At 72.0% G+C, this 25,209-nt stretch carries 24 protein-coding genes; 10 read left to right on the top strand and 14 right to left on the bottom strand.

The window, feature by feature from the left end:
- The coding region (locus tag ACZJYS_RS10570) for a DUF4345 domain-containing protein (protein ID WP_493177760.1) at positions 1-392 on the top strand (392 nt) is incomplete at its 5' end.
- A gap of 135 nt (positions 393-527) precedes the next feature.
- Here ACZJYS_RS10570 and ACZJYS_RS10565 read toward each other — a convergent pair.
- Positions 528-1,199, bottom strand: coding sequence for an IclR family transcriptional regulator (locus ACZJYS_RS10565; protein ID WP_493177758.1), 672 nt, complete (start codon positions 1,197-1,199; stop codon positions 528-530).
- A gap of 62 nt (positions 1,200-1,261) precedes the next feature.
- Between ACZJYS_RS10565 and ACZJYS_RS10560 the strand changes: the two genes are divergently transcribed.
- Genes ACZJYS_RS10560 through ACZJYS_RS10550 form a run of 3 tightly spaced genes read left to right on the top strand, consistent with a single transcriptional unit; the run spans position 1,262 to position 4,181 of the window.
- Entirely contained in the window at positions 1,262-2,458 is a 1,197-nt protein-coding gene (locus tag ACZJYS_RS10560; RefSeq protein ID WP_493177755.1) for a CaiB/BaiF CoA transferase family protein, read from the top strand.
- Positions 2,455-3,396, top strand: coding sequence for a hydroxymethylglutaryl-CoA lyase (locus ACZJYS_RS10555; protein WP_109518312.1), 942 nt, complete (start codon positions 2,455-2,457; stop codon positions 3,394-3,396). The genes ACZJYS_RS10560 and ACZJYS_RS10555 overlap by 4 nt, the downstream gene beginning before the upstream one ends.
- 44 nt (positions 3,397-3,440) lie before the next feature.
- A complete protein-coding gene (locus ACZJYS_RS10550; protein ID WP_493177753.1) occupies positions 3,441-4,181 on the top strand; it encodes a tetratricopeptide repeat protein in 741 nt (246 codons plus the stop codon).
- Between the two features lie 106 nt (positions 4,182-4,287).
- On the opposite strand, the gene cydC is transcribed toward ACZJYS_RS10550, so the two are convergent.
- Both cydC and cydD read right to left on the bottom strand, forming a co-directional pair.
- Positions 4,288-5,952, bottom strand: a complete 1,665-nt coding sequence (gene cydC, locus ACZJYS_RS10545; RefSeq protein ID WP_493177751.1) for a thiol reductant ABC exporter subunit CydC — start codon at positions 5,950-5,952, stop codon at positions 4,288-4,290.
- Complete coding sequence (gene cydD / locus ACZJYS_RS10540; protein WP_493177749.1) at positions 5,949-7,628, bottom strand: thiol reductant ABC exporter subunit CydD; 1,680 nt, start codon at positions 7,626-7,628, stop codon at positions 5,949-5,951. The genes cydC and cydD overlap by 4 nt, the downstream gene beginning before the upstream one ends.
- Positions 7,629-7,734: 106 nt before the next feature.
- On the opposite strand from cydD, the gene ACZJYS_RS10535 reads away from it, so the two are divergent.
- The gene (locus tag ACZJYS_RS10535; RefSeq protein ID WP_493177747.1) at positions 7,735-8,640 is read left to right on the top strand and encodes a polysaccharide deacetylase family protein; all 906 of its coding nucleotides are present in this window, start codon (positions 7,735-7,737) and stop codon (positions 8,638-8,640) included.
- 44 nt (positions 8,641-8,684) lie between these two features.
- Here the strand turns inward: ACZJYS_RS10535 and fzlA are convergent, their stop codons facing one another.
- From fzlA to ACZJYS_RS10515, 4 genes are all read right to left on the bottom strand, one after another.
- Entirely contained in the window at positions 8,685-9,353 is a 669-nt protein-coding gene (gene fzlA, locus ACZJYS_RS10530) for an FtsZ-binding protein FzlA (protein ID WP_109518308.1), read from the bottom strand.
- 125 nt (positions 9,354-9,478) lie between these two features.
- The gene (gene gltB / locus ACZJYS_RS10525) at positions 9,479-14,014 is read right to left on the bottom strand and encodes a glutamate synthase large subunit (protein WP_493177745.1); all 4,536 of its coding nucleotides are present in this window, start codon (positions 14,012-14,014) and stop codon (positions 9,479-9,481) included.
- Between the two features lie 5 nt (positions 14,015-14,019).
- The gene (locus ACZJYS_RS10520) at positions 14,020-15,456 is read right to left on the bottom strand and encodes an NAD(P)-dependent oxidoreductase (protein WP_109518306.1); all 1,437 of its coding nucleotides are present in this window, start codon (positions 15,454-15,456) and stop codon (positions 14,020-14,022) included.
- Between the two features lie 237 nt (positions 15,457-15,693).
- A complete protein-coding gene (locus ACZJYS_RS10515; RefSeq protein ID WP_109518305.1) occupies positions 15,694-16,644 on the bottom strand; it encodes a complex I NDUFA9 subunit family protein in 951 nt (316 codons plus the stop codon).
- A gap of 202 nt (positions 16,645-16,846) precedes the next feature.
- Between ACZJYS_RS10515 and ACZJYS_RS10510 the strand changes: the two genes are divergently transcribed.
- Entirely contained in the window at positions 16,847-17,410 is a 564-nt protein-coding gene (locus ACZJYS_RS10510; protein ID WP_109518304.1) for a DUF1013 domain-containing protein, read from the top strand.
- Between the two features lie 90 nt (positions 17,411-17,500).
- On the opposite strand, the gene ACZJYS_RS10505 is transcribed toward ACZJYS_RS10510, so the two are convergent.
- A complete protein-coding gene (locus tag ACZJYS_RS10505) occupies positions 17,501-17,752 on the bottom strand; it encodes a DUF3126 family protein (RefSeq protein ID WP_109518303.1) in 252 nt (83 codons plus the stop codon).
- 166 nt (positions 17,753-17,918) lie between these two features.
- Entirely contained in the window at positions 17,919-18,089 is a 171-nt protein-coding gene (locus ACZJYS_RS10500; RefSeq protein WP_109518302.1) for a YdcH family protein, read from the bottom strand.
- A 227-nt stretch (positions 18,090-18,316) separates the two neighbouring features.
- Here ACZJYS_RS10500 and ACZJYS_RS10495 point away from each other — a divergent pair, with 227 nt between their 5' ends.
- On the top strand, positions 18,317-18,517 hold the full coding sequence (locus tag ACZJYS_RS10495; protein WP_109518332.1) for a YdcH family protein: 201 nt from the start codon (positions 18,317-18,319) through the stop codon (positions 18,515-18,517).
- 161 nt (positions 18,518-18,678) lie between these two features.
- Positions 18,679-19,188: a hypothetical protein gene (locus ACZJYS_RS10490; RefSeq protein ID WP_109518331.1), complete on the top strand. Its 510-nt coding sequence runs from the start codon at positions 18,679-18,681 to the stop codon at positions 19,186-19,188.
- A gap of 146 nt (positions 19,189-19,334) precedes the next feature.
- Here the strand turns inward: ACZJYS_RS10490 and ACZJYS_RS10485 are convergent, their stop codons facing one another.
- From ACZJYS_RS10485 to def, 5 genes are all read right to left on the bottom strand, one after another.
- Positions 19,335-20,450, bottom strand: a complete 1,116-nt coding sequence (locus ACZJYS_RS10485; protein WP_109518301.1) for an OmpA family protein — start codon at positions 20,448-20,450, stop codon at positions 19,335-19,337.
- Positions 20,451-20,627: 177 nt separating this feature from the next.
- The gene (locus tag ACZJYS_RS10480; RefSeq protein WP_493177739.1) at positions 20,628-21,761 is read right to left on the bottom strand and encodes a 5-(carboxyamino)imidazole ribonucleotide synthase; all 1,134 of its coding nucleotides are present in this window, start codon (positions 21,759-21,761) and stop codon (positions 20,628-20,630) included.
- Positions 21,758-22,213: a 5-(carboxyamino)imidazole ribonucleotide mutase gene (purE, locus tag ACZJYS_RS10475; RefSeq protein WP_109518330.1), complete on the bottom strand. Its 456-nt coding sequence runs from the start codon at positions 22,211-22,213 to the stop codon at positions 21,758-21,760. The genes ACZJYS_RS10480 and purE overlap by 4 nt, the downstream gene beginning before the upstream one ends.
- A gap of 180 nt (positions 22,214-22,393) precedes the next feature.
- Positions 22,394-22,975 (bottom strand): COQ9 family protein, encoded by a 582-nt coding sequence (locus ACZJYS_RS10470; RefSeq protein ID WP_493177737.1) that lies wholly within the window; start codon positions 22,973-22,975, stop codon positions 22,394-22,396.
- A complete protein-coding gene (gene def / locus ACZJYS_RS10465; RefSeq protein ID WP_109518298.1) occupies positions 22,972-23,508 on the bottom strand; it encodes a peptide deformylase in 537 nt (178 codons plus the stop codon). Before def ends, ACZJYS_RS10470 begins: the two co-directional genes overlap by 4 nt.
- 208 nt (positions 23,509-23,716) lie before the next feature.
- On the opposite strand from def, the gene rpsU reads away from it, so the two are divergent.
- Positions 23,717-23,920, top strand: coding sequence for a 30S ribosomal protein S21 (rpsU, locus tag ACZJYS_RS10460; protein WP_007006360.1), 204 nt, complete (start codon positions 23,717-23,719; stop codon positions 23,918-23,920).
- Between the two features lie 283 nt (positions 23,921-24,203).
- Positions 24,204-25,209: efflux RND transporter periplasmic adaptor subunit (locus tag ACZJYS_RS10455; protein WP_493177733.1), on the top strand; the 1,006-nt coding region annotated here is incomplete at its 3' end.

Below are 25,209 nucleotides of genomic sequence, written 5' to 3'. Positions count from 1 at the left end.
TGCTGTTGCGCGCCGCCGTGGCGCTGGGCGGCGTGGTGCCCGTCACCGCCGGCCTCACCGGGCTGCTCTTCGGGCTCGACATGCTCCCGGCCTCGGAGGCGCCGCCCATGCTGCGCGCCGTGGCGCTGGACAGCCACTACCGCTACCTCTCCGGCCTGCTGCTCGGCATCGGGCTGGGCTTCTGGAGCACGCTCTCACGCATCGAGGAGCAGGGCCCGCGCTTCCGGCTGCTGACCGTCATCGTGGTGCTGGGCGGGCTCGGCCGGTTGCTGGGCCTGGCGGTGCAGGGCACGCCGCCCGGCGCCATGCTGTTCGGCCTCGGCATGGAACTGGTGGTGACGCCGCTGCTCTGCCTCTGGCAATGGAGCGTCGCGCGTATGGAACGGGAGTAGTTTCAGGCATCTTCTTTTTCTGAAGAAAAAGAAGCAAAAAGACTTTTCGAGTCTGGCGGTTCATTGGCCGATGGCGCACCGCCAAACTGACAAAAGTTTTTTGGTTCTTTTTTTCCAAAAAAGAACCCTTCTCTTTCACCCTCCCAACAGCGCCGTCAGCCCCGCCGCTTCGCGCCGGACCGCCTCCTCCAGCGGCGCGCGGTAGCGGGCCTCGCGCAGCCGCGTTGCGGTGCCGGAGAGGCAGAGCGCGCCGAGCAGCAGCCCCTGGCTGCCACGCACCGGCGCGGCGATCGCCGCCAACTCCGGGTCCCGCTCGCCGATGGTGACGGAAAGCCCTTCCGCCGCGCCGCTCAGCACATGGCCGGCGGCGCCGCGGTAGAGCGGCAGCAGCGTGCCGGGCGGGAGTTGGTCCCGCACCGCGTGGCGGCCTTCCTCGCGCAGCAGGCAGAGCCGTGCCTCGCCCTCGCGGATGTAGAAGCTGGCGCTCTCCCCCGTCTCCGCCACCAGCCGGCGCAGCACCGGCGGCACCGTCTCGCGCAGCAGGGCGGTGCCGCCCTCGGCGCGCAGCCCGAGCGCCACCAGCGCCGGGCCCAGCCGCCAGCGTGCCTCCGGCCCCGGCCGCACCAGCATCCGCGCCCGCTCCAGCGAGGCGATCAGCCGCAGCAGCGTGCTCTTGTAGAGACCGGTGCGGCGGGAAAGCTCCGCCAGCGTCAGCCCCGCATCGCCTGGCTCGAAGGCGAAGAGGATGGACAGGGCGCGATCCACCGCGCCCACCCCCTCGGCGGGCGCATCCGGCTTGACCGGCATGCGGGGCTTCTCCATGCTTACAGACAGAACGCCATTCTGTCTGACGGAACGAAGCCGTGTCAATGAACACCCTCCCCCTGGCTGGCCTGCGGGTGCTGGATTTCGGCCACACCGTGATGGGCCCCACCTGCGGCGTGGTGCTGGCCGATCTCGGCGCCGAGGTCATCCGCATCGAGCCGCCGGAGGGCGACCGGACGCGGCGGCTGGGCGGCTTCGGCACCGGCTTCTTCGGCACCTACAACCGCAACAAGGCCAGCTTGGCGCTGGACCTGAAGGACAAGCGCGGCAAGGCGGTGCTGGAGCGCCTCGTCCCCACCGCCGACGTGCTGGTGGAGAACTTCGCCCCCGGCACGATGGAGCGGCTGGGCCTGGGCTGGGAGCATCTCCGCACCCTCAACCCGCGCCTGGTCTACTGCGCGCTGAAGGGCTACCTGCCCGGCCCCTATGAGGACCTGCCGGCGCTGGACGAGGTGGTGCAGATGCAGGGCGGCCTGGCCCACATGACCGGCCTGCCCGGCCGCCCGCTGCGCGCCGGCACCTCGGTGGTGGACATCATGGGCGGCGTGTTCGGCGTCGTCGGCATCCTCGCCGCGCTGCGGCAGCGCGAAGCGACGGGCGAAGGGCAGAAGGTGCAGGCCGCGCTGTTCGAGAGCGTCGCCTTCATGGTGGGGCAGCACATGGCGGCGGGCGCCATCGCCGGCAGCCGCGTGCCGCCGATGACGGCGCGGCGCATCACCTGGGCCATCTACGACGTCTTCACCGCCGCCGACGGGCAGGTCTTCGTCGGCGTCACCAGCGACCAGCACTGGCAGCGCCTCTGCGCGCAGTTCGGGCTGGAGGCGCTGGGCGCCGACCCGTCGCTGGCCACCAACGGCCAGCGCGTCGCCGCCCGCGACCGCATCATGCCGGAACTCGAAAGAATATTCGGCGCGATGACGGTGGCGGAGGTGCTGGAGCGCTGCCGGGCCGCCCGCATTCCCTGCGCCCCCGTCGCCCACCCGGAAGACCTGTTCGATGACCCGCACCTCGCCGCCAGCGGCATCATGGGCGAGACGGCGCTCTCCGACACGTTGCGCGCCGCCCTGCCGATGACACCGCTGCGCTTCGAGACCGCCGGCATCACCCTGCGGCAGCAGCCGCCACGCATCGGCGAAGGGGGGGCGGCGGTGCTGGCGGGCCTCGGCCTTTCGGAGGAGGAGATCGCCACGCTGCGCGGCGCGGGCGTGCTGGCCCTGCCGGATGAGGAGAACGCCGCATGAGCCTGCCCCCCCGCATCGAGATCCGCGAGGAAGGCCCGCGCGAGGGCTTCCAGTTCGAGAAGGGCGAGATCCCGACCGACCGCAAGGTGGCGCTGATCCAGGCCCTGGCCGGGACCGGGCTGAAGCGCATCCAGACCGTCTCCTTCGTCGATCCGCGCCGGGTGCCGGGCATGGCCGATGCGGAAGCCGTCTGCCAGGCGCTGCGGCCGCCGCCGGGCGTCGCCTTCGGCGCGCTGTGGCTGAACGCCAAGGGCTTCCTGCGCGCCCTGGTGGCGCCCAACCTGACCATCGACGGCAGCGTCTCCGTCTCCGCCTCCGAGGTGTTCGGCAAGCGCAACCAGAACCGCGACCGCGAGCAGGACCTCGCCGCCGCCGCCGCGCTGATGGCGCTCTACGCCGAGAACAACATCCCCTTCGCCCGCGCCACGGTGATGGCCGCCTTCGGCTGCAACTTCCAGGGCGAGGTGCCGGTGAGCGCGGTGACCGACCGCATCGCCGCCATCCTGGCGCTGGCGGGGGGCGTGGGGCTGCCGCCGCCCGTCATCTCGCTGGCCGACACCATGGCCTGGGCCACGCCGCGCCGCATCGCCACCGTGGTCGGCGCGGTGCGGGAGAAGTGGCCGGAGCTGGAGTTGTCCCTGCACCTGCACGACACGCGCGGCATGGCCATGGTCAATGCCTGGGAGGGGATGCGCCTCGGCGTGGCGCGCTTCGATGCCGCCATCGCCGGGCTGGGCGGCTGCCCCTTCGCCAGGCATGCCGGGGCGGCGGGCAACATCTGCACCGAGGACCTGGCGCTGCTCTGCGCCGAATCCGGCATCGAGACAGGGCTGGACCTGGAGAAGCTGATCGAGGCCGGGCGGCTGGCGGAGGATGTCGTCGGCCACCCGCTGCCGGGCCGGGTGAAGCAGGGCGGGATGCTGCGCGCCCTGGCCTGACACGGTCAGTTGCGAGGCGCTCGCAACAACGCTAGAGGGCGGGCATGTCCATCCCGCTCTCCGCCGTGCGCGAGGCCAGCGCCGAACAGCTCGAGGCCGCCTTCAACGGGCCACCGGAGGAGGCGGCACGCTGGATTGCCGCCGCCGCCCGTGCTGGCATGCTGGAGGCGCAGATCCTCTACGGGCAGATCCTGCTCGAAGGCCGCGGCGTGGCGGAAGACCGGCACGCCGCGCTCGGCTGGTTCCAGGCCGCCGCCCGTGCCGGCAGCCTGAAGGGCCTCACCATGGTCGGGCGCTGCCACGAGCTGGGCTGGGGCACGCCGGTCGACCGGGCGCGCGCCACGGCGCTCTACCGGGAGGCAGCGGAGAAGGGCTACGACTGGGCGCAGTACAACCTCGCCAGCCTGATGGCGCAGGAAGGCGACCGCGCCGGGGCGCTGGCCTGGTATCGCCGCGCCGCCGCGCAGGAGCACGCCAAGGCGATGACCGTTCTCGGCCGCTTCCTGGAAGAAGGCTGGGAGACGCCGCGCGACCCCGCCGCCGCCCGCGCCCTCTATGCCCGCGCCGCCGCCCTGGGCGATTTCCGCGCGCAGTTCAACCTGGGCACGCTGGCGACGGCGGCGGGCGACATTCCCGCCGCGCTGCGCTGGTTCGAGGCCGCCGCCGCGCAGGGCTCACCGGGCTTCCTCGGCAAGATGGCGATGATGCTGCTGGCGCGGCCGGAAGCGGAGTTGCGGGCGCTGGGGTTGAGAATTGAGAAGTCGGTAAAAAGGGGTTCTTTTTGAAAAAAGAACCAAAAACTTTCTGTCAGTTTGGCGGAGCGCCTACGGCAAGCACTCCGCCCAACTGACAAAGTCTTTTTGCTTCTTTTTCTTCAGAAAAAGAAGACGATCACCCCATCGCCGGCAGCGCGCGGCCACCGACGAGGCGCAGGATGCGCGTCGGCCGCTCCACCCCCATCAGCCGGTGCGCGATGAGGATGACGCTGCGGCCCTCCGTGGCGCTCTCCAGCGTCTCCAGGAAGGCGCGCTCGGCGGTGGGATCCAGCCCGGCGCCAGGCTCGTCGAGGATCAGGATGTCGGCCGGGGCCAGCAGGGCGCGGGCCAGGGCGAGCCGCCGCCCCTGCCCTCCCGAGAAGCGCGCGCCGCCCTCGCCGCAGCGCGTCTCCAGCCCCTCGGGGAGGGCGCGCACCACATCGGCCACGCCGGCACGCTCCAGCGCCCGCCACAGCGCCGCGTCATCCGCCTCCGGCGCGGCGAGGCGGAGATTGGCGGCGATGCTGTCATCGAACAGCCGGGCATCCTGCGTCAGGCAGGCGATGCGGGCACGCACCGTATCGGCGGAGAGGGTGGCGATGTCGGTGCCGCCGAGCAGCAGGCGGCCCTCCTGCGGCGCCGCCAGCTTCAGCAGCAGCGAGGCCAGGGTGGACTTGCCGGCGCCGGAAGGGCCGAGCAGCGCCAGCCGCCCGCCCTCCGGCAGGTCGAAGGAGAGGTCCTCGAAGACCGGCGCGCGGTCCGCCGCCCAGGCGAAGCGGACGCCCTCGGCGCGCAGCGCGTGGCCGCTCGGGGCCTCGGCGGAGTGTTCCGGCTCGGCCACGGGGGGCGGCGTATCGGCGGCCTCGAACAGCCGGTGGGCGCTGGCGCCGGCGGCGGCAAGCGCGGTGCCGGCGCGCGGCAGGGCGGCGAGAACCTCGCCCGCCGCCAGCGCCAGGAACAGGCCGATGATGGTGGCGCCCACCGCGCCGGGGCCACCCGCGAGGCCATAGCCCAGCGCGCCGAGCAGCGCCGCCTGCGCCAGCAGGCTGCCCGTGGCGCCGCCCCAGGCGGAACGGCGGGAGAGCCGGTCCTGCGTGGCGGCCAGGGCGCGGCCGGCCTCGTCGAGCCGGGCGGCGGCGCGTGGCTCGGCATTGGCGGCCAGCGTGTCCTCCAGCCCCAGCAGCGGATCCACCGCGGCGGCGCGCAGGCCGCCCTGGGCCTCGGCCACGCGGCCGGCGGCGCGGGCGGCGCCGGGGGCCAGCAGCGGCGGCAGCAGCAGGGCCAGCGCCAGCGGCAGCGCCACGATGGCGGCCAGCGCCGGCTCGGCGGCGCCCAGCAGCACCGCCACCGCCAGCACCACCGCGATGGCGGCCGCACCCGGCACCAGGGCGCGCAAATACAGCCCGTCCAGCGCCTCGACATCGGAGACGAGGCGGCCCAGCAGGTCGCCGGCGCCGCGCAGGCCGAGGCCGGCGGGCAGCCGCTCGGCCAGCCGGCGGAAGAACCAGATGCGGGTGTCGGCCAGGGCGCGGAAGGTGGCGGAATGGGTGACCAGCCGCTCCAGGTAGCGGGCGCCGGGGCGCAGCACCATCAGCGGCCGCAGCAGCAGCAGCGAGCCGATGGCGGCGCCGGTCAGCGCGCCGGTGCGCAGCCCCTCGGAGACGCCGCGCCCGGCGAAGGCCAGCAGCGCCACTCCCGCCAGCGCCGCCAGCACGGCCATGGCCACGCCGGCCAGCAGCCAGGCGCGGCGCGCCCGCCACAGGCCGAGCACACGGGTCAGGTCCTGCCGCATGGCGCTCATTCCCCGGCCATCCGAGAGAGGATGGCGCGGCCCTGCTCCAGTTCCAGCACGCGGCTGAAGCGGGCGCGCAGCGCCGGCGAATGGGTGGCGATGATGGCGGTGCGCCCGGCACAGAGGCGGCGCAGGCTGTCCAGCACCTGCGCCTCCGTGCCGGGGTCCAGATGCGCGGTGGGCTCGTCGAGCAGCACCAGCGGCGTGTTGCGCAGGAAGGCGCGGGCGATGGCCACGCGCTGCGCCTGCCCGCCGGAGAGGCCATAGCCCCCCTCGCCCACCAGCGTGTCCAGCCCCTCGGGCAGGGCCGTGGCGAATTCCGTGACATGCGCGGCGCGGGCGGCCACCTCCACCTCGGCCGGCGTGGCCTCGGGGCGGGCGAGCAGGATGTTCTCGCGGATGCTGGCGCGGAACAGGTGCGCCTTCTGCCCGACATAGGCGGAGAGGCGGCGCAGCTCGGCCGGGCGCAGCGTGGTCGCGTCCCGCCCGTTCAGCGCGATGCGCCCGCCATCGGGGGCGCGGAAGCCCATCAGCAGCCGCAGCACGGAGGACTTGCCGGAGCCGGAAGGGCCGGCCAACACCAGCGCCTCGCCCGGCAGCACGCGGAAGGAGAGGTCGGTCAGGGCCGGGCCGCGCGCCGGGTCGTATGTCAGGCCGACATGCTCGAAGGTGACCACCACGCTGGGCGGAATCTCCGCCAGTTGCAGCCCGTCCTCCTCATCCGGCCCGTCCAGCAGCGGGGCCAGGGCGGCGGCGGCGCCGTTGGCCGACATGCGCTCGTGATAGGCGGCAGAGAAGGCGCGCAGCGGCGCGAAGAAGCCCGGCACCATCAGCAGGCAGAACAGCGCCGCCTGCGGGTCCGGGTGGCCGCCCACCAGCAGGTTGCCGTGCCGCCAGGCGAGGCAGCCCAGCACCGCGGCGAAGATCACCTCCAGCACCAGGCCGGAGAGGAAGGCCACGCGCAGCACGCGCATGGTGCGGCGGCGCAGCTCGTCGGCGGCGGCGCCGAGGGACTGCGCCTCGGCCTCCTGCCGGCGGAACAGCACGAGTTGCGGCAGGCCGCGCATGCGGTCGAGGAAGCGGCCCGAGAGCGCCTGCAGCGCGTCGAATTGCTGCCGGCTGGCCAGGGCGGCGCCGATGCCGGTCAGCGCCATGCCCACCGGCACCATGGCGCCGGCGGCGAACAGGATCACGCCGCTCAACGGGTCCTCGGTGGCGACGGCGACGGCGATCAGCAGCGGCCCGGCGGCGGCCAGCGCCGCGGCGGGCAGCCAGCGGGAGAAATAGCCGTCCAGCGCCTCGATGCGGTCCACCACCAGGGCGGCGCGCTCGCCCACCGGGCGCTCATCGGCGGGGCCGGCGCGCAGCAGCCGGGCGAAGGCGCGGCGGCGCAGCCCGGCGCGGGCGCTGGCGCCGGCATCGGCCTGGGCGCGCTCCTGCGCCACGGTGAGGCTGGTGGCGAGCAGCGCCAGCGAGGCGGCGCCGGCCAGCTCGGCCCATCCGCCATCGCCATGGCCGAGCAGCGCGGCCAGCACGGTGGCGATCAGCCAGGCCTGGGCGATGCCGCAGGCGATCGAGGCAAGGCCGAGCAGGATGGGTCGCGCCAGCCGCGCCCGGCCCGCACGGGCGGTCGCGGAGAGCAGGGCGCGGGCCCGGGCCGCCTCGGCCGGCGGGGGCTTGGACATGGCCGGGTTCTAGCGGTTTTCACGCGCAGGGGGAACCGCGCAGGCATGTGGCCTGCCCCTTGCTAAGCGGGGCTGTGTTTTGCTGTGCTTTTGCGGAGACGATTCCATGCTGCCCAGCCACGGCCGCTACGACTACCACCCCTGGCGCGGCCGCCCCGCCTATGCCTGGCCGGGAGAGAGGCGGCTGGCGGTGTATCTCGGCCTCAACCTGGAGCACTTCGCCTTCGGCCAGGGGCTGGGGGCGGAGCTGGCGCCCGGCCCCAATGGCGGCGGCGGCCCGCAGCCGGACGTGCTGAACTACGCCTGGCGGGACTATGGCAACCGCGTCGGCGCCTGGCGGATGCTCGACATGCTGGACGAGCTTTCGCTGCCCGCCACCGTGCTGCTGAACAGCGCGATGTATGATTACGCGCCGCAGCTCGTCGCCGCCCACCGCGCGCGGGGCGACGAGATCGCCGGTCATGGCCGCACCAACAGCGAGCGGCAGAACACCCTGGGCGAGGCCGCCGAGGCGCTGCTGATCGCGGACTCCACCGCCGCCATCGCCGCCGCCGAGGGGGCGCCGCCGCGCGGCTGGCTCTCCCCCTGGATCGCCGAGAGCGCCTTCACCCCGGACCTGCTGGCCGAGGCCGGCTACCGCTACACGCTGAACTGGTGCGCCGACGACCAGCCCATCTGGATGCGGACACGGGCGGGGCAGCTGCTCGCCATCCCCTACCCGCAGGAGGTGAACGACATCCCCGCCATCGTCGCCCGCAAGGACGGGGCGGAGCAGTTCGCGGCGATGATCGTGGCCGATTTCGAGGAAAGGCTGCGGCAGGTGGCGCGGGACGGCCACCCGCAGGTGATGGGCATCGCGCTCCACCCCTACCTGGTCGGGCAGCCCTACCGGCTGCGGGCGCTGCGCGGGGCGCTGGAGCGGATCGTGGCGGAGCGGGACGAGGTCTGGATCACCACCGCCGGCGGCATCCTCGACCATGTGCTGACACTGCCCGAGGGGGTGGTGCCCTGAGGCGGCGCCGGGGGGGGAGGAAGCCCCTCCCCCGGCGCGGTTCCTCAGAAGTCGAGGTCGGCGTAGTGGACGGGCGGGTTCACGCCGCTCACCCGGTCGGCCAGCAGCGAGCGGAAGGCGGGGCGGGACTTCACCCGGGCATACCAGTCCTTGGCGCTCTCGTTCAGCGACCAGTCGAGATCGCCGATATAGTCCAGCGTGGAGAGATGCGCGGCGGCGGCGAGGTCGGCCAGGGAGAGGGCGTTGCCGGCCAGCCAGAGCCGCGTCTCGGCCAGCCAGCCGAGATAGTCCAGATGCGGCTTGAGGTTGGCGTAGCCGGCGCGGATCGCCGCCGCATCCGGGTTGCCGCGGCCGAGCAGCCGCTTCATCTGCTTCTCGTAGAGCAGGTTCTCCGTCACCTCGCGGGCGAACTTGCCGTCGAACCAGGCGACGAGGCGGCGCACCTCCGCCCGCTCCCCCAGCGTCCGGCCGAGCAGCGGCAGGTCCGGATAGGCCTCGTCCAGATACTCGCAGATGGCGTAGCTGTCGGCCAGGACGAGGCCGTTCTCCTCCTCCAGCACCGGCACGGTGCAGGCCGGGTTCAGGTGCAGGAATTCCTCCCGCCGCTCCCAGACCCGCTCGACCCGCAGCTCGAACGGAATGCGCTTCTCACTCAGGACCAGACGCACTTTGCGCGCATAGGGGGAGAGAGGCAGATGGTAGAGGATTCGCATGCACCGCGCCGGAACTGGAAGGGGCGGCGCTTATCGCACGCCGCCCCCCCTGCCGCAAAGATGGTACTCACGAAATCGTGAGCTCGTAACCGGCCTTTCAGCCGCCGGTCACGCAATCTTGGCCATTATTCCGCCGCGATCGCCACGGCCTCCATCGGCTGCGGCAGGTAGCGGGCATATTCCTTGGGCACCACCTGCCAGAAATGGCCACGCTCGCTGTCCCAGTCGTTCAGCAGCCGCGCCGCGTGGCGGGAGCCGGTCTCGGCCGCGTGGCGGGCGATGAGCGCCTGCAGCACGCCCTCCCAATGGGCCGAGCCGAGGCGGCGCCAGAGCAGCGTGTCCGGGTTCAGGCGCTGCTCGAAGGTGCCGTCCGCGTCGTAGACGAAGGCCTGGCCGCCGGTGAAGCCGGCGCCGAAATTGTCGCCCACGCTGCCGAGGATGACCACCACGCCACCCGTCATGTACTCGCAGCCATTGGCGCCGACGCCCTCGACCACCGCCGTGGCGCCGGAGTTGCGCACGGCGAAGCGCTCCCCCGCCTGGCCGGCAGCGAAGAACTCGCCCGCCGTCGCGCCATAGAGGCAGGTATTGCCGACGATGGCGTTCTCGTTCCAGACCAGCGGCGAGGAGGGCGCCGGCCGCACCACGATGGTGCCGCCCGAGAGGCCCTTGCCCACATAGTCGTTGGCGTCGCCCAGCACCTCGAGCTTCAGCCCGCGCACGGCAAAGGCGCCGAGCGACTGCCCGGCCGAGCCGCGCAGCCGCACCGTCAGGTGTCCGGCCTGCAGCCCCTCCATGCCGAACTTGCGGACGATCTTGCTGCTGATCTTGGTGCCGATGGCGCGGTGCGTGTTGCGGATGTTGTAGGCGAGCTGCATCTTCTCGCCCCGCTCGAACAGGGCGGCCGCATCGCGGATCATGTCGGCGTCCAGCGTCTCCGGCACCTCGTTGCGGCCCTCCAGCGTGCAGTGGCGCGCATAGGGGCCGGCATCGGCCTGCACCAGCAGCGGGTTGAGGTCGAGGTCGTCGAGGTCCTCGGCGCCGCGGCTGACCTGCTTCAGCAGGTCGGTGCGGCCGATCACCTCCTCCAGCCGGCGGAAGCCGAGCCCGGCCAGGATCTCGCGGATCTCCTCGGCGATGAAGGAGAACAGGTTGATGACCTTCTCCGGCGTCCCCTCGAATTTCTGCCGCAGCGCCTCGTCCTGGGTGCAGACGCCGACGGGGCAGGTGTTGGAGTGGCACTGCCGCACCATGATGCAGCCCATCGCCACCAGCGAGGCGGTGCCGATGCCGAATTCCTCGGCGCCCAGCATGGCGGCGATCACCACGTCGCGCCCCGTCTTGAGGCCGCCATCGGTGCGCAGCTTCACCCGGTGGCGCAGCCGGTTGAGCAGCAGCACCTGGTGCGTCTCGGACAGCCCCATCTCCCAGGGCAGGCCGGCATACTTGATCGAGGAGACCGGCGAGGCGCCGGTGCCGCCCGAATGGCCGGAAACCAGGATGGCATCCGCCTTGGCCTTCGCCACCCCCGCCGCGATGGTGCCGATGCCCGAGCGGCTGACCAGCTTCACGCAGACCGTCGCCTCCGGGTTGATCTGCTTCAGGTCGTAGATGAGCTGCGCCAGATCCTCGATCGAGTAGATGTCGTGGTGCGGCGGCGGGCTGATCAGGGTGACGCCCGGCGTGGCGTGGCGCAGCTTCGCGATGATGCCGGAAACCTTGAAGCCGGGCAGCTGCCCGCCCTCGCCGGGCTTGGCGCCCTGCGCCACCTTGATCTCGATCTCCTTGCAGTTGTTCAGGTACTCGGCGGTGACGCCGAAGCGGCCCGAGGCGATCTGCTTGATGGCGGAGTTGGCGTTGTCGCCATTGGCGCGCGGCCGGGCGCGGGCCGCGTCCTCGCCGCCCTCGCCGGAATCCGAGCGGGCGCCGATGCGGTTCATGGCGATGGAGAGCGTCTCATGCGCCTCGGGGCTCAGCGCGCCGAGCGAGATGCCGGGCGCGACGAGGCGCTTGCGGATCTCGGTGATGCTCTCCACCTCCTCGATGGCGATGGGCCTGCGCGTCTCGGCGCGGAAGTCGAGCAGGTCGCGCAGCGCCACGGGCGGCAGCTTGCGCACCGCGTCCGAGTAGCGCTTGAAGGTCTGGTAGCTGTCCGTCTCCACCGCGTGCTGCATCATGTGGATCAGGCTGCCCTCGAAGGCGTGCGCCTCGCCGCGGCGGCGCAGCTTGTAGAGCCCGCCCACTGAGAGCACCGGCGTGTCGCCCTGCCAGGCCTTGCCGTGCATCGCCAGCACCCGCCGGGCGATGCCCGAGAGGCCGATGCCCGAGATGCGGCTCTGCATGCCGGGGAAGAACTCGCCCACCAGCGCGCGGGAGAGGCCGATCGCCTCGAAGTTCATGCCGCCGCGATAGGAGGAGAGGACGGAGATGCCGATCTTGGACATGATCTTGAGCAGCCCCTTGTCCACCGCCTTGCGGTAGGAGGCCACGCAGTCCTTCAGCGACTTCTGCCCGAACAGGCCGCGGCGGTGCCGGTCGGCGATGCTCTCCTGCGCCAGGTAGGCGTTCACCGTGGTGGCGCCGGCGCCGATCAGGACCGCGAAATAGTGCACGTCCATGCACTCGCCGGCCCGCACGTTCAGGCTGGTGAAGGTGCGGAGGGAGTGGCGCACCAGATGCGTGTGCACCGCACCCACCGCCAGGATCATCGGGATGGCGGCGCGCTCGGGGCCCTGCTTCTCATCGGTGAGGATGACATGGGCGCAGCCGGAGCGGACCCCCTCCTCCGCCTCGCGGCGGATGCGCTCGAGCGCGCGGCGCAGCCCGGCCTCGCCCTCCGCCACGGGGAAGGTGCTGTCCACCTCGCAGGCGGTGTCGCCCATGTAGCCGCGCATCGCCGCGAACTCGGCGTTGGAGAGCACGGGGCTGTCCAGCATCAGCATGTCGCACTGGGTCGGGTCCTCGTCGAGGATGTTGCCCAGGTTGCCGAGGCGGGTCTTGATCGTCATCACCCGCGTCTCGCGCAGGCTGTCGATCGGCGGGTTGGTCACCTGCGCGAAGGTCTGCCGGAAGTAGTGGTGCAGGCCGCGATAGTGGTTGGAGAGCACGGCGATGGGCGTGTCGTCGCCCATCGAGCCGATCGCCTCGGCCGCCTCCTCCGCCATCGGGTGCAGGATGGTCTCGAGGTCCTCCAGCGTCACGCCCATGGCGAGCTGGCGGCGGCGCAGCGCCTCGCCGGAGAGCGCCGGCGCCTCGTCCACCTCGGCGCGCACGATGTCGTCGATGCGGGTGGTGCGGTTCACCCAGTCGCCGAAGGGGTGGCGGGCGGCCATCAGGTCCTTCAGCGCGGTGTCGCCGTAGAAGCGCGCCTCGTCGAGATCGACGGCGATGCACTGGCCGGGGCCGACGCGGCCCTTGGCGACGATCTCGCTCTCCGCCACCTTCACCATGCCGGTCTCGGAGCCGACGATCAGCAGCCGGTCGCTGGTGACGGTGTAGCGGATCGGGCGCAGCCCGTTGCGGTCGAGGCCGGCGATGGCCCAGCGCCCATCGGTGGCGCAGACCGCCGCCGGGCCGTCCCACGGCTCCATCACCGCGTTGCAGTACATGAACAGGTCGCGGTGCGCCGCCGGCATGGTGGCGTTGCTGCCGATGCTCTCGGGGATCAGCATGGCCTTGGCCATCGGCGCGTCGCGCCCGCCGCGGACCAGCAGCTCGAAGACGTTGTCGAGCGTGGCGGTGTCCGAGCCGCCCGCCTGCACCACCGGCTTGATGTCCTCCATGAAGGGGTCGAGCAGGCTGTGGGCGAGCCGCGTCTCGTGGCTCTTCATCCAGTTGATGTTGCCGTGGACGGTGTTGATCTCACCGTTGTGGGCCAGCATCCGGAAGGGCTGGGCGAGGCGCCAGGTGGGGAAGGTGTTGGTGCTGTAGCGCTGGTGGTAGATGGCGAAGCGGCTGACGAAGCGCTCGTCCAGCAGGTCGGGGTAGAAGTCGGTCAGGTTCTCCGCCAGGAACATGCCCTTGTAGATGATCGAGCGGGCGGAGAGGCTGCACAGGTACAGCTCCGGCACCTGGGCCAGCAGCGCCTGCTTCTCGATCCGGCGGCGGATGACGTAGAGGTCGCGCTCCATCGTCGCGATGTCGCGCTGCTCCGGGTCGTAGATCAGGATCTGCTCGATCTCGGGCCGCGTGGCGTTGGCCTTCTCGCCGATGCAGGAGACGTCGATCGGCACCTGGCGCCAGCCATAGATGCTGTAGCCGGCGTTGAGGATCTCGGTCTCGACGATCTGGCGGCAGCGCTCCTGCGCCGAGAGGTCGGTCTTCGGCAGGAAGACCTGGCCCACCGCGATGCGGCCCGGGCGCAGCCGGTCGCCGCCGCGCTCCACCACCTCGGCGAAGAAATCCTGCGGGATCTCGATATGGATGCCGGCGCCGTCGCCGGTCTTGCCGTCGGCGTCCACGGCGCCGCGGTGCCAGACGGCCTTCAGCGCGTCGATGCCGGCCTGCACCACGTCGCGCCGCGGCTTGCCGTCGAGCGCCGCGACAAGGCCGACGCCGCAGGCATCGTGCTCCATGACGTCCACATGCGCGCTGCCGGAGAGCAGCGCGGCGTTGCGGGCATAGGTCTCGGCGAAGGCCTCGCCGTTCTCGAACTGGGTCATGTCGCTCACTCCGCCGCCATCGCCGGCGCGCTCTTGGCCGCCACGTACTTCTCGATCTGGTCGGCCGCGTCGCGGCCGTCGCGGATGCCCCACACCACCAGGCTGGCGCCGCGCACGATGTCGCCGGCGGCGAAGACGCCCGGCAGGTTGGTCATCATGCTGCGGCGGTCCACCGTCAGCGTGCCCCAGCGGCTGACCGTCAGGCCGGGCTCGCCGAACAGGGTGGGCAGGTCCTCAGGGTCGAAGCCCAGCGCCTTGATGACGAGGTCGGCCGGCTCGGCGAAGGCGCTGCCGGGGATCGGCTCCACCTGCTGGCGGCCGGTGGCGTCGGGCAGGCCGAGATGCATCCGCACCGCGCGCACCGCCGAGACATGCCCCTCCCCCTCGAAGCCCTCCGGCGCGCAGAGCCAGGCGAAGCGCACGCCCTCCTCCTCGGCGTTGCTCACCTCGCGCATGGAGCCGGGCATGTTCGCCTTGTCGCGGCGGTAGAGGCAGGTGACGCTCTCGGCACCCTGGCGGATGGCGGTGCGGACGCAATCCATCGCCGTGTCGCCACCGCCGATCACCACCACCTTCTTGCCGGCCGCGTTCAGCGCGCCGCTCTCGAAGTCCGGCACGGCATCGCCAAGGCCCTGGCGGTTGGAGGCGGTCAGGTAATCGAGCGCCGGCACGATGCCGCCCAAATTGGCGCCGGGACCGCCGATGTCGCGCGCCTTGTACACGCCGGTGGCGATCAGCACCGCATCGTGCTTCGCGCGCAGCTCCGCCAGGGTGATGTCGCGGCCGATCTGGCAGTTCAGCACGAACTCGATGCCGCCCTCCGCGTACTGCGCGTGGCGGCGCAGCACGACCTCCTTCTCCAGCTTGAAGTTGGGGATGCCGTAGATCATCAGCCCGCCGACGCGGTCGTAGCGGTCATAGACCGTGACCTGCCAGCCGCGCCGCCGCAGCCGCTCGGCCGCCGCCAGCCCGGCCGGGCCGGCGCCGACGATGCCGACGGAATGCGCCACCTCGCGCGTGGGCGTCGGCGGCTTCACCCAGCCCTGCTCCCAGGCGGTGTCGGTGATGTACTTCTCCACCGCGCCGATGGTGACGCTGTCGAAGCCCTTCTCGATGACGCAGTTGCCCTCGCAGAGACGGTCCTGCGGGCAGACGCGGCCGCAGATCTCGGGGAAGGTGTTGGTGGCGGCGTTCACCTCGTAGGCTTCCTCCAGCCGCCCCTCGGCCGTCAGCTTCAGCCAGTCCGGGATGTGCTGGTTCAGCGGGCAGTGGATGGAGCAGAAGGGCACGCCGCACTGGCTGCAACGGCTGGCCTGGGCGCTGGCGCGCTCGGCGCTGAAGCGCTGGTAGATCTCGCCGAAATCCTGCCGTCGTGCCTCGGCCGAGCGCTTGTCCGGCGTCTGTTGCGAAAGGCGGACGAATTGCAGCATGCGCTCGGCCATGGGCACGGGTCCTTCGGCAGGCAGGTCGGACTAGGGACCGAGGGCGCTCGCCGCCACGGCGCAGGGGCGCCGGGCGGGGCTTTCACCCCGGCCGACGCAGCTTTGCCATAGTCAGGGATCATGCGCGAGTCCTATTCGCGCCGAAAAGTCAGCGATGCTTACCTTTAAAATAGCCCGGGTATCGGAAAAGGCCGGGTCACGAGAAACCGTTCCGGCCGATAGGTCCGATTCGGTCCATCAGGAGGGGATGACCGACCGCCGCCCCCCCCCGGGCCGGAAGCGCGCCAGATAGCCCGGCACCACCGCCTCCATCGCCTGCGGCACGATACCGAGCGCCTCCAGCCCTTCGGCCCCGGGCGAGACGACATTGTCGCGGCGCAGCTGGGCGAGCTGGTCGCGCGTCAGCGGCGGGCTGGGCAGGAACTCGCCCAGCCGCGCCTGCAGCCGCACCAGCCCGTCCGGCAGGGCGACGAGGCGCTTCGGCCGGCCCGTCACCTCCAGCACATAGCCCATCAGCTCGCGGAAGCTCGCGACGCGCGGCCCGCCCAGCTCATAGGTGCGGCCCGCCGCCTCCGGCCGGCGCGTGGCGGCGAGGATGGCCTCCGCCACATCGCCCACATAGACGGGCTGGAACTTCGTGGCGCCGCAGACCACCGGCATGAAGGGCAGCAGCTGCGCCATATTGGCGAAGCGGTTGAAGAACTGGTCCTCTGGCCCGAAGATGATGGAGGGCCGCAGGATCACGGCGCGGGGGAAGGCCGTGCGCAGCGCCGCCTCGCCCGCCGCCTTGCTGCGGGCATAGGCGCTTTCGCTGTTCGGGTCGGCGCCGATGGCGGAAACATGCACCACATGCTCCACCCCCGCTGCCGCGGCGGCGCGGCCGATGCGGCCCGGCAGCTCGCCCTGCAGGCGCTGGAAGTCGCCGCGCCGCTTCTCGGCCAGGATGCCGATCAGGTTGACGACCAGCGTGGCCCCTTCCACCGCCCGCGCCAGCGCCGCGTCCGAGCGCAGATCCGTGGCCCAGGGCACCACCTGGGCCAGCCGGCCCTGCGTCATCATCGGCCGCACCGCCTCCGGGTTGCGGGTGATCACCCGCACCTCGTAATCCTGCCGCGCCAGGCGCGGAACCAGGTGCCGGCCGATGAAGCCCGCCCCGCCGAACACCACCGCAAGACGTCGTTTGGTCATGCCCTGAACTCCAGCTCGTCCTCTGCATGGACGATATGGGGCGGCCCGGGCAGCGCCAAGCATGCGGTGCCGGCCACATTCTCGCCAAGCGTTCAGGCCGGCCGATGCGCTCGGGCTTTGACCCTCTCCCTCCCCCTCTCTATATGCAACGGCATCCGGGGCGTGGCCGCGCGACCCGCCCGACAGACTTGTAAGGTTTCCGATGACCCTGCCGCTGATGCCGAAGGCCACCGCTGTGTGGCTCATCGAGAAGACGTCCCTGAGCTTCGAGCAGATCGCCGACTTCGTCGGCATGCATCCGCTGGAAGTGCAGGCGATCGCCGATGGCGAGGTCGCGCAGGGCATCGTCGGCTACGACCCGGTGCAGAACAGCCAGCTGCGGCGCGAGGAGATCGCCCGCTGCGAGGCCGACCCGAATGCCCGGCTGCGGCTGATGGAGACCGCCAGCCCGGTGCCGAAGAGCCGCGGCAAGGGCGCGCGCTACACCCCCGTCTCCAAGCGCAACGACCGGCCGGACGCCATCGCCTTCCTGCTGCGCAACTTCCCGCAGCTCTCCGAGGCGCAGATCGGCAAGCTGCTCGGCACCACCAAGGACACCATCGCCAAGGTGCGCGACCGCACCCACTGGAACAGCGCCAACATCAAGCCGCGCGACCCGGTGATCCTCGGCCTGTGCAGCCAGTCCGACCTGAACGCGGCGGTGCTGGCCGCGGGCGGCAACCCGGCCGCGCCGGCGGCGCTGGGTGAGGACGAGGACGCCGCCTGATCCCCGGCGGCGGGCGGGGCCATGCCCCATCGCCGCCCTCCTGCCCCGCCCTCCTCGCCTGGCCCGGCCCTGCCGGGCCGGCTCCGCGCCTCAGGCGCGGCGGCGCGGCGGCGCCTTGTCCGCCTTCGGCGCGGGCGGCAGGTCTTCCTCCAGGATGGTCAGGTGGAGGGAATAGGAGATTTCCCCATCCTCGGTATCGCGATGCAGCGTGCCGATGACCTCGTCCTCCACCGCCACCTCGACGGACAGGCCGGGCCTGGCCGGGCGCAGGATGTTGATGCGCTCCGTGCCGAAGAGGCGACGCAGATAGGTCTGCACCCGCGTGATGTCCGAGGCTTCCATGCCGTGCAACGTGCTCCTTGTGGGGGTCGCGGGCTTATAGGCCCTGGTTGTCCCCTTTACCTAGGGCCCGGAACACGGATTGCGAGCCGAAGCGTCACGGAACCGACATACGAAATGCCCCCGTGGCATCATGGCCACGGGGGCACCCTCTCGCCAAACGCCGTGGTCAGCGGCCGGCGCTCAGCCTGTGCATCTCTTCCTTGAGACGGAGTTTGGCCCTTTTCAGGCGCGAGAGCGCCCCCGGATCGGGCTGCGGGCGATTTCCCTCCTCGGCGATCTGCCGTTCGAGCGTGGCGTGACGCTCCTGCAGGCTGCGCAGGCGGGGCTGTTGCATCATCGGCGCGCTATCCTCCAGTCAGGGTTGACCCGGGAAGCCTGGAACCGGCGACGATCGGGCCGCCGGTGGGCCCCCGAGGCGTGGGCTTCGCTGTCTCGGTCTCTTCGCGACCCTGCCATGACCCTGGCAGCCCCGGCGACCGATAGACCATGCTGGGCGACCACGCCCGGACATGATATGGCGCTTTCCCACCCAGATGCGACTCAAACCGACAACCCATGAGGCTCATCCTGGCCGACCGTGAAAGCCTGCTCCGCCGCCTGCACGAGCTCCGCAGCGAGCATCGTGACCTGGACACCGTGATCGCGCGCCTGGAGACCTCCCTTCTGGACCAGCTTCAGCTCCAGCGGCTGAAGAAGCGCAAGCTCAAGCTGAAGGACGAGATCGCCTGGCTGGAAAGCCGGCTGGTGCCCGACATCATCGCCTGAGCCCCGCGCGCCTGGGGCGCGCCTCATCCGGCATCTTCAAGCCTGGCCGGAAGCAATTATGAACAAACCGCTTTGCCCTATCGCGCCCAATCCCGCTTCTGATATGATCCCGTAACGGGGCCACCGCCCCGACCAGCTTCGGGATGGGGGTCCCGGCCGCGATGACGAAAATCCGCACGATCCTGGCCGGCGCCCTGGCGCTGGCCGTCAGCTCGCCCCTGGCGGCGCAGACCTGCCTGCAGCCGGCGGAGCAGACCGCCTTCTCGGTGCGGGCGCTGCAGAGCCAGTTGATGGTGGTTGCGCTCTCCTGCGGGCAGCACGACCATTACAACGCCTTCGTGACCCGCAACCAGCGTGAGCTGGGCCAGGCCTACCGGCAGGTGGCGGCGCATTTCCGGCGCGTGCATGGCGCGGGCGGCCAGCGCCAACTCGACCAGTTCATCACCACCCTGGCCAATGCCCAGTCGCAGGAAGGCATCCGCCAGGGCTCGCATTTCTGCCAGAACGCGGCGCCGCTCTTCCAGCAGGCGCTGGCGGCGAAGCCCGACCTGGCCGGGCTGGCGGCGCTTTCCAGCGGCCAGGCCGTGCCCAACCCCTACAGCCCGGCTGCCTGCCCGGTGCGCACGGCCCAGGCGCCGCGCCAGACCCAGGTCGCCGCCGCAACGCGCTGATTCCCGCCCGGGTATCGGAGACAGAAAAAGGCGCTGCCAGCCGGCAGCGCCTTTTTCATGCCCGGGCGCGGAAGCGCCGGGCGAACGAAAAAAAGGGGCGCCTCGCGGCGCCCCCCTCTCGTTCCGTGCGGAACCGTTCTGCGGGATTAGCGCAGGACGATCTCGACGCGGCGGTTCTGCGGCTCGCGCACGCCGTCGGCCGTCGGGACCAGCGGGCGGCTCTCGCCGAACGCCTGGACCGTGATGGCGGAGCGGGCAACACCCAGGCGGACCAGCTCGGCGGCGACCGCGTCGGCGCGGCGCTGCGAGAGGCGCTGGTTGTACTGCGGCGAGCCCGAGCGGTCGGCGTGGCCGGCCACTTCGATGCGGGTCGCCTGCACGCGGCTGCTGTTCTGGGCGGCCTCGGCGATGATCTGGCGGGCGCGGTCCGTCAGGTCGGCGCGGTCGAAGTCGAAGAACACCAGGTAGGTGCGGGCCGGGGCCGGGGCAGCGGCGGGCGCGGGGGCCACGACCGGCACGGGCGCGGCCGGCACCGGCTGGTTGAAGGCGTAGCGCAGGCCGATGAAGGCGGAGTGGTTGTAGTTGTCCACCTCGACCTTGGTGCGGGTCGCGGCGCCGGTCACCGAGCGGGACACCGCGGTGAACTCGGGCTGCAGCGTGCCGAGGAAGCGGTACTCGGCGGTGATCGCCAGGCCGGGGACGGCGGCGATCGGGAAGGCGGCGCCGACGATGCCCTGGAAGGCGAAGGTGCCTTCCTCGTCGTCGATCGTCACGCTGTTCAGCGCGGCGTTGCCGGCGTTGCCGCGGCTACGGACGGTGTCGTAGTCGTGCCACACATAACCGGCGCCAGCGCCGATGTAGGGGACGATCGGCAGGCCCAGGTTGAAGTCGTACAGGGCGTTCGCCATCACGCCGTAGCTGCGGGCCGTGCCGCCGATGCCCGGCAGCGGGCCGGCATTGGTGGACAGCGACGAGACGTCGTTCTCGCGGTAGTTGCCCTCGATCTCGGCGCGGACGCCGTTGCCGAAGCCGTAGCCCAGGCTGACGACACCGCCGAAGCCGTTGTCGAACTCGCCGTCGAGCTTGCGCGAGGGGCCACGGGCCGTGCCCAGGACGCCGCCGCCGGAGACGGAAATGTCCGAATCCTGCAGGTAGTTATAGCCAGCGCCAGCGCCGACATACACGCCCGTGACAGGCTGCGCCTGAGCCGCGAGCGGCAGCGCCAGAACGGTCGCGGCCAGAAGCGCCTTCTTGAGGCTCATTAGAATTCTCCTCGATCCACCAGAGGCATGCTCGCTGCGCTCATCCGCGAAGGTCATCCCTCGAGTCCGGCGCCGCGTGTGACTTCAATTAGCACTACCTTCGCCGGTGTGCAGCACAGGCTCCGGAGTTTCCGCCACGCTGTGGCAGCGGCGCCACAGGCGGGGTGGGCATTTTGGTCACAGGTCCGAGAGCAGCGCCGCGTCTCCGGCCGTCTCAAGGCTTCCCAGGGGGAAAATCCGGTTCGCATGGCCCATTTTGCGGCCTTCGCGCGCCGCGGCCTTGCCGTAGAGATGCACGGAAATGTCGGGGCTGCCCTGCAACAGCGGCAGCTTCGCCATGCCCTCCGGGCCCACGAGGTTGCGCATCACCGCGTCCGAATGGCGGCGCGGGCTGCCCAGCGGCAGGCCGGCCACGGCGCGCATGTGCTGGTGGAACTGGCTGGCCTGGCAGGCATCCATCGTCCAGTGGCCAGAATTGTGCGGGCGCGGGGCGATCTCGTTGCCCAGCAGCCGGCCATCCGCCAGCAGGAAGAACTCCACCGCCAGCACGCCCACGAGTTCCAGCGCCGCCGCCACACGCGCCGCGTGCGTCCGGGCCGACTCGGCCACAGCCTGCGGGATGCGCGCCGGGGCGAAGGACAGGTCCAGGATGTGGTGGTGGTGGCGGTTCTCCACCGCGTCATAGACCGCCGTGGCGCCGTCCGCGCCGCGCGCGGCCACCGCCGAGATCTCCTGCGTGAAGGGCACGAAGGCTTCCAGGATCAGCGGCTTCGGCTCCAGCCGGGCGAAGGCGGCCGCGGCCTCCTCCGGCGCGCGGATCACCGCCTGGCCGCGCCCGTCATAGCCGAGGCGGGTGGTCTTCAGCACCGCCGGCAGGCCGATCTCGCCGATCGCCGCCTCCAGCTCCGCCAGGCTGTGCACGGCGCGCCAGGGCGCCACGGGCACGCCCGCCTCGCCGAAGAACGCCTTCTCCTGCAGCCGGTCCTGGCAGACGGCCAGCGCCTTGCGCCCGGGGCGGCAGGGCACCAGCGGCTCCAGGATCTCCAGCGTGCGGGCGGGGACGTTCTCGAACTCGAAGGTGACGACGTCGACGGCGGCGGCGAAGGCGGCCAGCGCCTGCGGGTCCTCGTAGCCGGCGACGGTGCGGGCGGCGGCCACCTGCATCCCCGGGCTGTCCGCGTCCGGCGCGTAGATGTGGCAGCGATAGCCCAGCTCGGCGGCGGCCAGGGCCGACATGCGGCCGAGCTGCCCGCCGCCCAGGATGCCGATGGTGCTGTTGGGCGGCAGCGGGAAGCCGGGCTTCGGGCTCATGCCGGCTCCTCCGCCACGGCGGCGGTCTGCTCGGCGCGGAAGGCGTCGAGCCGCGCGGCCAGGGCCGCGTCGGTGGTGGCCAGCATGGCGGCGGCCAGCAGCGCCGCGTTCACCGCCCCCGCCCGGCCGATGGCCAGCGTGCCCACCGGGATGCCGGCCGGCATCTGGACGATGGAGAGGAGGCTGTCCATGCCCTTCAGCGCGTGGCTCTCGACCGGCACGCCGAGCACCGGCAGGCGGGTCATCGCCGCCGCCATGCCGGGCAGGTGGGCGGCGCCGCCCGCGCCGGCGATGATGGCGCGCAGGCCCCGTCCGGCGGCGCCGGTGGCATAGTCATAGAGCCGCTGCGGCGTGCGGTGGGCGGAGACCACCCGCGTCTCGTGCGCGATGCCGAGCCGGCCGAGCGTCTCCGCCGCGTGGCGCATCGTCTCCCAGTCCGAACGGCTGCCCATGATGATGCCGACCAGCGGCGCGGGAGGGGATTGGGTCACGGGAGGGGATCCTGCGGCAGTAGAGACCAGGCGCCGGGCTGTGCCGCGACAGGGGCGGAATGTCCACCGCAAAACGCGAATCCGCCCCCCCGGGCCGGGCGGGCGGGACTGCCGCCCGGCCTGCCCTGCCCGTCCGCCGGCTCAGGCGGCGCGGCGGGGGCGGTTGAGGCGGGCCACCTCCGCCAGCCGGCGGTCGAGGAAGGCGAGCGTGGCCTGCCGCTCCGGGTCCGGGTCCTGCAGCCAGTAGGCCAGGGTGGCGGCATAGACGCCGGCCAGCGTCGCGCGTCGGGTATAGAAGGAGATGTCGGCCGAGGCGTCGCCGGCGGCGAGCCACATGGCGTCCACCGTGCGGGCGGTGGCGCGGGCGGCGGCGGGGGCGTTCCAAGGCAGCGCCAGCAGTGCCACGGCGCGGCGCACCGCCTCCTTGTGCGGCGCCTGCCGCTCCAGCCGCAGCGCGACCAGCGCCCGGATGCGCTGCGAGACCCGCAGGGACTCGATGCCCCGCGTGGCGGCCTCCTCGGCCATGCCGCGGTCGGCGAGATCGGCCCAGGCTTCCACCATCCCCACCGGGCCGCGCGGGAACAGCCAGGCGGCGGCATCGGGGTTGCCGCCCGTGGCGGCGAGGCCGGCCCGCAGGGCGGCCCGGCTCCAGCCCAGCCGGGGCACATGCGGCAGCATGGCCTGCAGGGCCTCGTCGCGCTCGGCGCTGCGCTCCAGGCTCATCGGGCGGCCACTCCCTCGGCGCGGGCGGCGGCGCTGTGCTGCGCCACGGCGGCCCGGCTCAGCTCGTCGGTGAAGCCGAACAGGCCGAGGTCGCTCATGCGCATCGGGTAGAGCACGCCGTTCAGGTGGTCGTATTCGTGCTGCATCACGCGGGCGAGCAGGCCCTCCGCCTCGCCCTCCACCGAGTCGCCCTCGATGTCGAGGCCACGGAAGGCGATGCGCGCGGCGCGCTCCACATTGCCGCGCAGGCCGGGGATGGAGAGGCAGCCCTCCCAGCCGCGCTGGTCCGGCGGCGTCAGCAGCTCGATCTCCGGATTGATCAGCGCGGCCACGCTGTCGCCGTTGCGCCAGACAAAAATGCGTGACGGAACATGCACCTGCGGCGCCGCCAGGCCCAGGCCGCCGGCATCGAGCATGGTCTCGGCCATGTCCTGCACCAGCCGCCGCACCTCGGAGCTGGTTGGGTCGGCCACCGGCTCGGCGGCGCGGAGCAGCACAGGGTGGCCCATGCGGGCGATTTTCAGGATGGCCATGCGCGGTCTCCGTTGCGGGAGTCCTAGAATTGGGAGGCAGGGGCGCGGCGGGAAGGGCTTTCAATCTGCGCGCGGCCCGTGCTAAACGCCGCGGACCTTGCAGGAAGGCACGGGCGCGGTTGGCCCGTCGCTTCGTGCTTTTCGTTTTCACACAACCTGGTTTGCCCAGAGAGCTGACCAGGCCTGCTCATAGAGGATACCGCACAGCGTGCAGGTCGTCGTTCGGGACAACAATATCGATCAGGCCCTCAAGGCCCTCAAGAAGAAGCTGCAGCGCGAAGGCGTCTTCCGCGAGATGAAGCTGCGCCGCCACTACGAGAAGCCCTCCGAGCGCCGCGCCCGCGAGGCCGCCGAGGCTGTCCGCCGCGCCCGCAAGGTCGAGCGCAAGCGGCTGGAGCGCGAGGGCTTCTGAGCCCCCTGCCCTGGCGGGCGTCCCTCCCCTCGGAAGGACGGGCTGGCCAGGGACCGGTTTCAAGGCGGCATGCCCCGCGCATCCGCCGCCTTCCTGAACGGCGACAACCCGCCCGGCCCCTGGCCTGGCGGGTTTCGTCGTCTGGATGCAAATTTTTGTTGCGCCGTGTAACGGATGCTTTGCGGCGGTGCGCAACGGCCCTACCGTCCGGTCCATGCAGTCACCGCGTTCGCTTTTCCCCCTGCTGGCGGGCGCGTTCAGCGCCGGGCTGGCAATTCTCGCCATGCCCGCGCCGCTCCATGCCCAGGCGCCGGCAGGGCCTCCCGCCATTCCCGTCGTGGTCAGCGCCGCGGAGCGCGGCCCGGTGCCGCTGGAGATCACCGCCAACGGCAATGTGGTGGCCGAGGCCACGGTCTCCGTCCGCAGCCGGGTGGACGGGCAGATCCAGAAGCTGCACGTGCAGGAAGGCCAGCGCGTCGAGCGGGGTCAGGTGCTGTTCACCCTCGATTCCCGCATGGCCCAGGCGCTGCTCGCCCAGCAGGAGGCGCAGCTGGCGCGCGACAAGGCGCTGGCGCTGCGCGCCCGCTCGGACGCCACGCGCTACACCGCGTTGCGCGGTGAGGGCTTCGCCGCCGCCCAGCGCTACGAGCAGGCGCAGGCCGACGCCGCCGCGGCCGAGGCCAATGTGAAGGCCGGCGAGGCGCTGATCTCGCAGACCCGGCTGACGCTGGACTACGCCACCATCCGCGCCGAGCTGGATGGCCGCCTCGGCGCCCTGCCCATCACCGAGGGCAACCTGGTGCGCGCGGGCGAGAGCACGCCCCTCGCCACCATCACCCAGACCGACCCGATCCAGGTGCAGTTCTCCGTGCCGGAGCGCTGGCTGCCCGAGATCAAGGAGGCGATGCGCCAGGGCGAGCCGCCCGTCACCGCCCACCCGCCGGGGGACCGCCACCCGCCGGTGCGCGGCAGCCTCGTCTTCGTCGACAGCCAGGTGGACACCACCTCCGGCACGGTGCAGCTCAAGGCCCGCTTCCCCAACCCCGACAACGCGCTGTGGCCGGGGCAGTACGTCAACGTGGTGCTGGTGCCGCGGGTGGAGCCGGACGCGCTGAGCGTGCCCGTGCAGGCCGTGCAGACCGGCAGCGAGGGCAGCCGCTACGTCTATGTGGTGGATGCCGAGAGCCGCGCCCGCCGCCGCGCCGTGACGATGCGCCGCGTGGTGGGCGGCCGCGCCGTGCTGGAGGCCGAGATCGCCGCCGGCGACAAGGTGGTGATCGAGGGCACGC

This window comes from Roseomonas sp. TS2 (assembly GCF_058833935.1).
Note: the sequence above shows the minus strand (reverse complement) of the source record. Positions and strands in the feature narration are given on the sequence as shown.